Origin of the sequence: Flavobacterium zubiriense (genome assembly GCF_041729725.1) — a bacterium.
GTDB lineage: Bacteria > Bacteroidota > Bacteroidia > Flavobacteriales > Flavobacteriaceae > Flavobacterium > Flavobacterium zubiriense.
The window spans coordinates 1-12745 of record NZ_JBCFQL010000004.1 but is presented as its reverse complement, the minus strand read 5'-3'; the positions used below and the strand labels follow the sequence as shown (position 1 = coordinate 12745).

The 12745-nt window shown below is 34.6% G+C and carries 9 protein-coding genes; all 9 read left to right on the top strand.

What is annotated here, in order from left to right; all coding sequences use genetic code 11:
• Positions 1-195: 195 nt before the first annotated feature.
• Entirely contained in the window at positions 196-1743 is a 1548-nt protein-coding gene (locus AAGV28_RS04465) for an alpha-N-arabinofuranosidase (protein WP_373405622.1), read from the top strand.
• A gap of 9 nt (positions 1744-1752) precedes the next feature.
• Positions 1753-2742 (top strand): glycoside hydrolase family 43 protein, encoded by a 990-nt coding sequence (locus tag AAGV28_RS04460; protein WP_373405621.1) that lies wholly within the window; start codon positions 1753-1755, stop codon positions 2740-2742.
• Positions 2743-2746: 4 nt separating this feature from the next.
• Positions 2747-3712: an arabinan endo-1,5-alpha-L-arabinosidase gene (locus AAGV28_RS04455; protein ID WP_373405620.1), complete on the top strand. Its 966-nt coding sequence runs from the start codon at positions 2747-2749 to the stop codon at positions 3710-3712.
• A gap of 149 nt (positions 3713-3861) precedes the next feature.
• A complete protein-coding gene (locus AAGV28_RS04450) occupies positions 3862-4977 on the top strand; it encodes a family 43 glycosylhydrolase (protein ID WP_373405619.1) in 1116 nt (371 codons plus the stop codon).
• Positions 4978-5249: 272 nt separating this feature from the next.
• Entirely contained in the window at positions 5250-7235 is a 1986-nt protein-coding gene (locus tag AAGV28_RS04445) for an alpha-L-arabinofuranosidase C-terminal domain-containing protein (RefSeq protein ID WP_373405618.1), read from the top strand.
• A gap of 124 nt (positions 7236-7359) precedes the next feature.
• The gene (locus AAGV28_RS04440) at positions 7360-9027 is read left to right on the top strand and encodes a ribulokinase (protein WP_373405617.1); all 1668 of its coding nucleotides are present in this window, start codon (positions 7360-7362) and stop codon (positions 9025-9027) included.
• Between the two features lie 9 nt (positions 9028-9036).
• Positions 9037-9735, top strand: coding sequence for an L-ribulose-5-phosphate 4-epimerase (locus AAGV28_RS04435; protein ID WP_373405616.1), 699 nt, complete (start codon positions 9037-9039; stop codon positions 9733-9735).
• Positions 9736-9837: 102 nt separating this feature from the next.
• Entirely contained in the window at positions 9838-11346 is a 1509-nt protein-coding gene (gene araA, locus AAGV28_RS04430) for an L-arabinose isomerase (RefSeq protein ID WP_373405615.1), read from the top strand.
• Positions 11347-11445: 99 nt separating this feature from the next.
• Entirely contained in the window at positions 11446-12627 is a 1182-nt protein-coding gene (locus AAGV28_RS04425; RefSeq protein WP_373405614.1) for an aldose epimerase family protein, read from the top strand.
• The last annotated feature ends 118 nt before the right edge of the window (positions 12628-12745 follow it).

The following is a 12745-nucleotide window of genomic DNA, read 5'->3' as shown; positions in this document are numbered from 1 at the left end:
GAATTGGATTTATGTCGTAATCAATCTAAAATATAAATAAATACACTTTCTTTCTTTTTTAATTCCTCAAAACTTGTTAATAAATAGTGAGTATTTTGTCTTTATTTTATTTTTTAGCTTTTTTTAATCCTTTTGTTTTGAGTATATTTACAAATGTTAATCGTACACTTATAACCAATAAAAAATGTAATTAGAATGAAAAAAAATCTGTTCTTATTGTTGATTTTTACTTTTTGTAATCAACTAGCTTTTTCACAAAAAGAAAGCACAATTATTAGTATTAAAAAAGCTGAAAAGCCTACTGTTATTGATAAAAATATTTATGGTCACTTTGCAGAACATTTGGGGAGATGTATCTACGGAGGTTTTTTTGTAGGCGATACTTCTAAGATTCCAAATACAAACGGAGTTAGAAATGACATCATTTCTGCTTTAAAAGAATTAAAAATACCAAATTTAAGATGGCCAGGAGGTTGTTTTGCTGATACATACCATTGGAAAGACGGCGTTGGTCCAAGAGAAAAAAGACCAACAATTGTAAACACATGGTGGGGTGGAGTAACTGAGGATAATAGTTTTGGAACACACGACTTTTTAAACCTGTGTGAATTGCTTGAAGCTCAGCCGTATTTGTCTGGAAATGTTGGAAGTGGAACTGTTCAGGAATTAGCTGATTGGGTTCAATACACTAATTTTTCAGGAAAAAGTCCGATGAGTGATTTGCGTAAAGCAAATGGAAGAACTGAACCTTGGAAAGTGAAATTTTGGGGAATTGGTAACGAAGCATGGGGATGTGGAGGAAATATGACTCCAGAATATTATGCTGGTGAGTATAGAAAATTTGCCACTTTCATGTCAGATTGGGAAAATACAGGTGGATTAACACGTATTGCTTCTGGAGCTAATGGAAGTGATTACAATTGGACAGAAGTTTTGATGAAAAACATTCCAATAAATATGTTGGGTGGAGTTGGAGTACATCATTATGCGGTAATCAATTGGTCTAAAAAAGGAGATGCTGTAGATTTTAATGAGGATGGTTATTTTAAAACGATGACTTCGGCTTTAAAAATGGAAGAATATGTAACCAAACATGCTGCTATTATGGATAAATATGATCCTGAGAAAAAAGTAGCGATGATGGTGGACGAATGGGGAGCTTGGTATGAAGTAGAAAAAGGAAGTAATCCGGGTTTTTTATACCAACAAAATACAATGAGAGATGCAGTTTTAGCTGGTTCAACACTAAATATTTTTAACAATCACGCCGACAGAGTACGTATGGCTAATTTAGCACAATGTGTGAATGTATTGCAAGCAGTAATTTTGACGGATAAGGCAAAAATGATTTTGACACCAACATACCATATCATGAAAATGTATCGTGTACATCAAGATGCTGAATTGTTGCCTATTTATTTCAAATCTCCAGAATATACTTTTGAAGGGAACACGCTGCCTGCAATCTCGGCTTCGGCTTCAAAAGATAAAAGCGGATTGGTGCATGTTTCTTTAGTAAATATTGATGCTAAAAAAGAAAATAAAATCGAAATTAATTTGGCTGAATTGGGTTTAAAAAATGTTACAGCAACAATTTTGACCTCTAAAAAATTACAAGACTACAATTCATTTGATAAACCAAATGCAATTGAACCTAAAGAATTCAAAGGGTTTAAAAATTCAAAAGGAAAATTAGAAGTAATTATTCCTGCATTTTCTGTTGTAGTATTAGAAGGAAAATAAATTAGTATAATGAAAATCACAAAACTATTATTAAGTGTGAGTCTTTTATCAGCAGTTGTTTCTTGTAAAACAACTGCTGTAAAAAAAACAACTTCTGCCGAAAATCAGTCTTCGCTGAAAATGAATAATCCTATTATTACCGATAAATATACCGCTGATCCAGCCGCAATTGTCCACAAAGATAAGGTCTATCTTTATGCAGGGCATGATGTTCCTGAAAAAGGAGAGAATACTTATCGAATGAACGAATGGTTGGTGTATTCTTCTTCGAATATGGTCAATTGGGAGGAACATCCAGTGCCATTAAAACCTACTGATTTTGCTTGGGCAAAAGGAGATGCCTGGGCAGGACAAGTGATTGAAAGAAACGGGAAATTCTATTGGTACGTAACTGTTTCTCACGGAACAATTCACGGAAAATCGATAGGAATTGCAGTTTCTGATAGTCCAACAGGGCCTTTTAAAGATGCTTTAGGAAAAGCATTAATTACCAATGATATGACTACCAAAACTAAAATCAGTTGGGATGATATTGATCCAACAGTGATTGTAGATGATGTTGGTCAGGCTTATCTTTTTTGGGGAAATACCGTTTGTAATTATGTGAAATTAAAAGAAAACATGATTGAAATGGATGGACCAATGCAAACTATAGATTTACCTAATTTTACCGAAGCGCCTTGGATTCACAAGCGTAAGGACTGGTATTATTTGTCCTATGCCTATCAATTTCCTGAAAAAATTGCTTACGCTATGAGTAAATCGGTTAATGGACCTTGGGAATACAAAGGTATTTTAAATGAGGTAGCTGGAAATTCAAATACGAATCATCAAGCAATAATTGATTTTAAAGGCAAGTCGTATTTTATATATCACAATGGCTCTATTCCTACCGAAGGAGGAAGTTTTAGAAGATCAGTTTGTGTGGATCGTTTGTATTATAATCCAGATGGTACTATGAAACGTGTGGTAATGACATCAGAAGGAATTCAAAAATAAAAAGATGCTATTTTTTAAAACCAAGTTTAGGCTAGTAATGTTACTGTTTTTGATTGTTTTCGAATCAAATGCACAAACTATTTCGGTCCATGATCCTGTAGTTATCAAAGAAAAAGATACGTATTATCTATTTTGTACAGGAAAAGGAATTAAAACGTATAGTTCTAAGGACTTGAAAAATTGGAAAGCAGAACCAGCTGTTTTTAAAGAAAAACCCGTTTGGACGGAATCAGTCGTGCCTAATTTTGAAAATCATATTTGGGCTCCCGATATTATTTTTCATAACAATTTGTATTATTTATACTATTCCGTTTCAGCTTTTGGTAAAAATACTTCGGCAATTGGAGTGACTACTAATGTTACTTTAAATCCGGAAGACAAAAATTATCATTGGAAAGATCAGGGAATTGTGATTGAATCTTCGCCAAATAGAGACGAATGGAACGCCATTGATCCTAATGTAATTATTGACGAAAATAATACGCCTTGGTTGTCATTTGGTTCATTTTGGGATGGAATAAAATTGGTTAAATTAAATCCTGATTTAAAGACTATTGCAAAACCTCAGGAATGGCATACTATTGCGAAACGAAGAAATACAGCACTTTCTGAAGGAAGTTCAGCTATTGAAGCACCATTTATTTTCAAGAAAAACGGATATTATTATTTGTTTACTTCCTGGGATTTATGTTGTAAAGGAAAAGAAAGTACCTATAAAGTAGCCGTTGGAAGATCAAAAGATGTTACAGGACCTTATAAAGATAAAGAAGGTAATTTACTAAGTCAAGGTGGCGGAAGCATTGTAGTAAAAGGTAATGAGGATTATTTTGGCGTAGGCCATAATAGCGCTTATACTTTTGATGGTGTAGATTATTTGTTTTATCATGGTTATGATGCGAAACAAAAAGGAAAACCTGTTTTAGTAGTTAAAGAATTAAAATGGGATGCTGATTTATGGCCAAGTCTATAAGTATCCAACATTGACTTAATAGTTTGGTTTATTACAATGTGCTATGGGAGGTCAATCTTGTGGTGGAGCTCAAATATTGAGAATAGCTGGTGAGAAGCGCATCAAAACCGACCTCTCAAATAAATTTAATTCACACAAACAAGTTTAACATGCAAACAAACAGATTAAAAAACCTAGTATTTTCAGCAGTTGTATTGATAAGTATTACTTCTTGTACAGATAAAAAAACACAAAAAGAGGTGTCAAAAGAAGAAGTTACTGCTACAAAAACAACTTTGACAAATAAACCTATTGTGTTGCAAAGAGCAGATCCATTTATCTATAAGCATACAGATGGGTATTACTATTTTACAGGATCGGTACCAACTTATGACGCAATTGAGTTAAGACGAGCAAAATCTATTGATGAACTTCAAAATGCTGAAACTTTTAAAGTATGGGAAAAACATAAAAGCGGACCAATGAGTCGTCATGTTTGGGCACCGGAAATTCATTATTTGGATGGAAAATGGTACGTGTATTTTGCAGCAAGTGAAGAAGAAGATATTTGGAAATTAAGACCTTATGTTTTGGAGTGTACAGGTCAAGATCCTTTACATGACAAGTGGGTTGAGCTTGGACAAATGCAAGCAGCCGATGCAGATCCAAAAAGCTTTACTGATTTTTCTCTGGACGGTACTGTATTTGAGCATAAAAATAAACGCTATTTCTGTTGGGCAGAAAAAACGGGAGGACAATTTGCAGCTTCTAATTTGTATTTAGCTGAAATGGAATCACCTATAAAACTAAAAACAGTTCAATTTATGCTAACGACTCCCGATTATGATTGGGAACGCATAGACTTTTGGGTGAATGAAGGTCCTGCAGTTATTAAAAACAAAGGAAAAGTTTACATTACTTTTTCGGCAAGCGCTACTGGAGCATGTTACAGTATGGGCATGATGGAAGCAGACGAAAATGCGGATTTACTAGATAGAAATTCTTGGAAAAAATCTAGATATCCAGTATTAAAGACCAATGAAGCGAAAAAAATTTATGGTCCAGGACATAATTCCTTCACAGTTGATGAAAACGGAGAACCTTTAGTAATATATCATGCAAGGGATTACGACAAAGCTGTTGGTGATCCAAAAGTAGTGCCAGCGACAGATAAAAGACCGTTGAAAGAAATTATTGTAGATCCGTTATATGACCCTAATCGTCATGCGAGAATGATGAAATTAAAATTTGATGAAAACGGTAAACCAGTATTCGAATTTAATTAAAAGTATAACCCGTTGGGTGTAATTATCAAAAACGTCAATGGTAGTTTTTTTTTGCGTAATGAAATGGAGTGAAAAATGTATCGAGAATCGTTTTTTGATAATAATTTTTCTTGTTCTCGATACAATTTTCTATCGAAAATTACTCGAACTGACGAAAAATTATGATCAAAAACTAATTACATCCAACGGGTTAAAAGTATAAAAATATAGCTTGTCAAAAGAACTGTACATTCATGTCCTTTTGATAGACAAATAAAAAGAAAAATTAAAAAATGAAATTAAATGTAATAACCAAAAGTACCGTTTGCGGTTTGTTACTGAGTAGTTTTTTGGCAACAGCCCAAAAAACAAATTTAGAAGTAGATTTAACCAAATCAATTACTAAAATCCAACCAACAATGTATGGTGTCTTTTTCGAAGATATCAATTTTGCTGCTGATGGAGGTTTGTATGCAGAAATGGTTAAAAACAGAACTTTTGGGTTTGATACGCCACTTATGGGATGGTCGCAACCCAATAGTAATGTACATTCTTTGAATAAGGAATCGGGAATGGCGACTCCAATGCGCACTTCTGAAAACCCAAATAATCCTGATTTTTGTAGAATTATCATCAATAATGATAAAGGATACCAAATTATCAATGAAGGATTTAGAGGGATGGGGATTAAGAAATATGCAAAATATAACCTTTCGTTAAAAGCCGCAAATCACAACAACGCCATTAAAAAAATAATTATTCAATTTATTGATGTAGATAAAAAAGTTTTGGGAGAAACAACTATTGTTCCTTCATCAGCAAATTGGAAAGACTATTCGACACAAATTGTAGCTACTGCAACTGAAGCAAAAGCGCAATTGAAAATTACTTTCGAAGGAAATGGAACAATCGATTTAGATATGATTTCGTTATTTCCACAAGAAACTTGGAATAACAGAAAAAATGGTTTACGTAAAGATATTGTTCAATTATTGTATGATTTAAAACCTGGATTTGTACGTTTTCCTGGAGGATGCATCGTTGAAGGAAGAACTTTAGAAAATAGATACCAATGGAAAAAAACCGTTGGTGCTGTTGAAGACAGAGAGACCATGATTAATAGATGGAATGTGGAGTTCAAACACAAACAAGCACCAGATTATTTTCAGTCTTTTGGTTTAGGATTTTATGAGTATTTCCAACTTTCGGAAGATTTAGGAGCAGAGCCGTTGCCAATTTTAAGCTGTGGAATAGCTTGTCAGTACAATACAGGAGAATTGGTTCCAATGGAAGAATTAGATCCTTATGTTCAAGATGCTTTGGATTTGATCGAATTTGCAAATGGTGCTGTTACTACCAAATGGGGAAAATTAAGATCGGATATGGGGCATCCAACGCCGTTTAATCTTAAATTTATTGGAGTTGGAAACGAACAATGGGGGCCACAATATATTGAAAGATATAAGGTTTTTGCAAAAGCTATCAAAGAAAAATATCCAAATATGACGATTGTTTCAGGTTCAGGACCTTCGCCTGATGGTGTTTTTTTTGATTATGGATGGGATGAATTGAAAAAATTGAATGCTGAAATTATCGATGAGCATTATTATAAAAATCCAGAATGGTTTAAAGAAAATGCCGCACGATATGATAATTATGATAGAAAAGGACCAAAGATTTTTACTGGAGAATATGCAGCGCATCCTAAAGGTGTGGAAGATGGTTTGAAAGAGAATAACTGGTTATCAGCACTTTCAGAATCAGCATTTATGACTGGTTTAGAACGTAATGCTGATGTAGTTCATTTAACTTCTTACGCACCTTTAATGGCTCACGTAGATGCATTTCAATGGGCTCCAGATATGATTTGGTTTGATAATTTAAATTCTTATGGTACGGCTAATTATTACGTTCAAAAATTATTTTCAAATAATAAAGGAACTGATGTTTTAGCAATTACAAAAGATGGAAAAGCCTTAACTGGCCAAAATGAATTGTATGCAACTGCAGCAAAAGATGTAGATAAAAAAGAACTGATTTTGAAGCTAGTGAATACTTCTGGAAAAGCTCAGGATATTGAAGTCAATTTATCTGGAAAAAAAGTTGATTCTAAAGGAAAGATGATTCTGTTAACGAATCAAAATTTAGAAGAATACAATACATTGGAGGAGCCAACAAAAATTGTTCCTACTGAAAAAGAATATAAATTAAGTGGAAAAAAAGCGGCAGTAACTCTGCCAGCTTATTCTTTAGTGATATTAAAGTTAAAGATGAAATAATGTCTTTTTTGAGAATTATTTTTATAACTAAATAAATCAAAATTTAATAAAATTATATGAAGTGTAAGTGTTACACTTCATATAATTTTATGCTATATTTGTAGCCATATTTTAAATAGTGAAGATGAAAAATTATGTAATAGGTTTAGATTACGGATCGGATTCAGTTCGTGCCGTATTAATTGATACCGAAAATGGGCAAGAATTAGCCTCAGATGTTTGCCATTACAAGAGATGGAAAAACAAGCAATATTGCAATCCGTCAATCAATCAATTCCGTCAACATCCTTTGGATCATATTGAAGGATTGGAATCAACAATTAAAAATATTGTAACAGCAAGTAAGGTTGATCCTTCTTTGATAAAAAGTATCTGTATTGATACAACAGGTTCTTCGCCTGTTCCAGTTACCGAAGATGGAACTCCACTAGCTTTGACAGCTGAATTTGCTGAAAATCCAAATGCGATGATGGTGTTGTGGAAAGATCATACAGCAATTAATGAAGCTAACGAAATTAACGAACTTGCAGCAACTTGGGGTGGAGAAAATTTCACAAAATACGAAGGAGGAATTTATTCCTCGGAGTGGTTTTGGGCAAAAATATTACACATTGCTCGTGAGGATGAAGCCGTTAGGAATGCAGCTTATACTTGGTTAGAGCACTGTGATTTAATGACTTATTTGTTAATTGACAATAAAGATTTAAAAACATTCAAAAGAAGCCGTTGTGCAGCAGGACACAAAGCAATGTGGCACGAAGACTGGAATGGATTACCACCAGAGGAATTCTTAGGAAAATTACACCCATACTTGGCTCAGCTAAGAGGAAAATTATACGACGAAACGTATACTTCAGATATTGTTGCCGGAACTTTAAATCAAGAATGGGCAACAAAATTAGGTTTGACTACCGATACTATTATTGCTGTTGGAACTTTTGATGCACATTCAGGAGCTGTTGGTGCTAAAATTGACGAATATGCTTTAGTTCGTGTAATGGGAACTTCAACTTGTGATATTATTGTTTCTGCTAAAGAAAACGTAGGAAGCAAAACCGTTAAAGGTATTTGTGGACAAGTAGATGGTTCTGTTATTCCAGGTTACATTGGTCTTGAAGCGGGACAATCTGCTTTTGGAGATGTGTTGGCTTGGTTTAAAGATACGCTTTCTTGGCCATTGGATAATTTGGTTTACAGTTCAGCTATTTTATCTGAAGATCAAAAAGCACAATTAAAAGAAGAAGTAGAATCTAATTTCATCAAAACTTTAACAGAGCAAGCTGAGGCAATTCCGTTATCAGAAAGTATTCCAACTGCGCTGGACTGGGTAAATGGTCGTAGAACTCCAGATGCAAATCAAGGATTGAAAAGTGCGATGACTAATTTATCATTAGGAACAAAAGCACCGCATATTTTCAAAGCTTTAATCAATTCGATTTGTTTTGGTTCTAAGAAAATTGTTGACCGTTTTGAAGAAGAAGGAGTTCGTATTGATACCGTAATCGGAATTGGTGGTGTAGCTAGAAAATCACCTTTTATTATGCAGACTTTGGCGAATGTGTTGAACAAACCTATCAAAGTAGCCGCATCAGATCAAGCACCAGCATTGGGAGCTGCTATTTATGCTGCAGTTGCTGCTGGAATTTATCCAAATGTTATTGAAGCAAGTAAAAAAATGGGAAGTGATTTTGAAAGCGAATATTTCCCACAATCAGACCAAGTAGAAACCTATAAAGAATTGATGGATTCGTATTCGGAATTGGCTCAATTTGTAGAAAGTATCACCAAATAAAAATCTAAAATGTCAAAATATACTGCTTTAAAACAAGAATGCTACGAGGCTAATATGCAATTGAACGCATTGAAATTAGTAGTTTATACTTTTGGAAATGTAAGTGCTGTGGATAGAGAAAATGGTGTTTTCGCCATCAAACCTAGCGGCGTGGCTTATGAAGAGTTGAAACCCGAAGATATTGTTATTGTAGATTTCGACAACAACATTATCGAAGGTTCGATGCGTCCGTCATCAGATACAAAAACGCACGCTTATTTGTACAAAAACTGGCCAAATATTGGAGGAGTTGCGCATACTCATGCTACTTATTCTGTAGCTTGGGCACAAGCTCAAAGAGATATTCCGATTTTTGGAACCACTCACGCCGATCATTTAACCAAAGATATTCCTTGTGCTCCGCCAATGGCAGATTCTTTGATTGAGGGAAATTACGAGCACAATACAGGAATTCAAATTTTAGATTGTTTCAAAGAGAAAAACCTTTCGTACGAAGAAGTAGAGATGATTCTTATTGGAAATCACGGACCATTTGCTTGGGGGAAAAACGCTGCAAAAGCAGTTTACAATTCTAAAGTTTTGGAAGTTGTTGCCGAAATGGCACATCTAACCGAGTTGATTAACCCAAATGCGCCAAGATTAAAAGATTCTTTAATTAAAAAGCATTACGAGCGCAAACACGGAAAAGATTCGTATTACGGACAATAAATTAGGTTTGTAGTTTAGGGTTTTTGGTTTTAAACGATAAACGCTAAACGACAATCAATTAACAACAAACAACAAATAATAAACAATAAACATTTAGATAAAATGATAGATATTTCTAAAAAAGAAATTTGGTTCGTAGTAGGAAGCCAAAATTTATATGGTGAAGAGACTTTAAAGCAAGTTGCCGTACATTCACAAGAAATTGCAAAAGGAATTGATGCGTCTTCATCTGTTCCTGTAAAAGTGATTTACAAATCGGTGGCAAAATCACCTAGTGAAATCACTGATATTTGTTTAGAAGCCAATACCAACAAAAACTGTATTGGTATCATCGCTTGGATGCATACTTTTTCTCCAGCTAAAATGTGGATTAACGGTTTAAGCATTCTTAAAAAACCATTATGTCATTTGCACACCCAATACAATGCTGAAATTCCATGGGCTTCTATCGATATGGATTTCATGAACTTGAATCAATCGGCTCACGGAGACAGAGAGTTTGGGTACATCATGTCAAGAATGCGTAAAAAACGTAAAGTTGTTGTTGGGCACTGGGAAGACAAAAGAGTACAAACTAAATTAGGAAACTGGTCCAGAGTAGCTTTGGGTTGGGACGAAATGCAAAATCTAAAAGTGGCGCGTTTTGGAGATAACATGCGTGAAGTTGCCGTTACGGATGGTGACAAAGTAGAAGCTCAAATTCGTTTTGGAATGTCTGTAAACGGATACGACTCTTCTGATATCGTTAATAAAATGAAATTGGTTACCGATGCACAAGTAGATGCTTTAGTAGCGGTTTATGAGGAATCATATAATTTAGCTCCAAAATTGCAAGTAGGAGGAGAGCAAAGACAATCATTATTAGATGCTGCTAAAATCGAATTAGGATTGAGAGCTTTCTTAGAAGAAGGTGGTTTTGGTGCTTTTACTGATACTTTTGAAAACTTGGGAGAATTAAAACAATTACCAGGTATTGCAACTCAGCGTTTAATGGCGGATGGTTACGGTTTTGGTGGCGAAGGCGACTGGAAAACTGCGGCTATGGTAAGAGTTATGAAAGTAATGAACATCGGTCTTGAAGGCGGAACTTCTTTCATGGAAGATTATACCTACCACTTCACTCCTGAGAAATCTTATGTATTAGGTTCTCACATGTTGGAAATTTGTCCTTCTATAACTGATGGAAAACCTTCTTGCGAAATTCATCCATTAGGAATAGGCGGAAAAGAAGATCCAGTTCGTTTGGTATTCAATTCACCTGCTGGAGATGCAATCAATGTATCATTAGTAGATATGGGAACTCGTTTCCGTTTAATTGTAAACGAAGTAACTGCTGTGAAACCAATGGCTGATTTGCCTAAATTACCAGTTGCACGTGTGCTTTGGGATTGTAAACCTAATTTAGATATCGCTGCCACGGCTTGGATTCTTGCAGGTGGTGCGCATCATACGGTTTACAGTCAGGCGGTAACTACCGAATTCATGGAAGATTTTGCCGATATTGCAGGAATCGAATTGGTCGTGATTGACAATGATACCAAAATTCGTGCTTTCAAAGATACCTTGAATGCTAATGAAGCATACTATCACTTGTTTCAACACGGACTATAAATAAGTAAAATAACAAAAGTTTGAAGGTTAAAAAACAATCTGTTTTGAAACCTTCAAACTTTTGCTTTAATTAATATTAACCCAAAAAACCAATAAATTATGAATGTATTAAAATATTGTATTTATGGAATTTCTATAGTAAGTTTGGCAAGTATGAATATTCAATGTAAAGGAGATAAAAAAGTGGAAGAAACAACCCTAGAAACAAAAGCTACCGATTCAGTATCAATCGTAAAATCATCCTACGGCAAAACTGCCAATGGAGAACAAGTAGATAATTATACCCTGAAAAACCAAAAAGGGATGGAAATAAACATTATCACTTATGGTGGAATTATTACTTCGTTGAAAGTACCTAACAAAGCGGGAGTATCAGAAGAAGTGGTTATTGGTTTTAATAATTTAGAACAATACCAAAAAGCCAATCCTTATTTTGGAGCCCTTATCGGAAGATTCGGAAACCGAATTGCTAAAGGAAAATTCAGCCTTGACGGAAAAGAATACCAATTGGCTACTAACAATGGAAAAAACGCTTTGCATGGTGGGCCAGAAGGTTTTCATAGGAGAGTTTGGACTGCCGAAGAAGTGAAAGGTGGTGCTAATGCTACTTTAAAGTTGAAATATGTCAGCAAAGACATGGAAGAAGGGTATCCAGGAAACTTGACTGTTTTTGTAACTTACACTTTGAACAATGACAACTCATTAGATGTTGTTTACGAAGCGACTACCGACAAGAAAACGGTGTTGAACTTAACTCAACATTCTTATTTTAACTTATCAGGCGATTTTACCAAAACAATTTTGGATCACGAAGTTGTAATTGATGCCGATAAATTAGTTCCTGTAGATGGAGATTTGATTCCAACAGGTCAATTAACAGATGTAACTAATACACCTTTCGATTTTAGAAAACCAAAAATAATTGGAAAAGATATTGAAGCGAAAGACGATCAATTGAAAAAAGGATTAGGTTACGATCACTGCTGGGTGTTGAACAACCAAGACAAAGGCGAGCGTTTTGTTGCATCAGCTTATGAAGCTAAGAGCGGACGTTTGTTAGAAGTATTCTCAACTGAACCAGGAATTCAATTGTACACCGGAAATTTCCTAGACGGAACTTTACCAATGAGAAACGGTGGAACTTATGCTCATAGAACAGGTCTTTGTTTAGAAACACAACATTATCCAGATTCTCCAAATCAAAAAGATTTCCCAACTACGGTTTTAAACCCGGGAGAAAACTATAAAACCAAAACTTCTTTCAAGTTTTCTACTAAGTAATATTAGGAAAAAGAATTTGTTTTAATCTATAAAACCTGTCTCGTTATAAACGAGGCAGGTTTTTTTGTGTTTTTGAATATAGTCAATTTTGTACATATATATAAGAGTGATTTTCTGT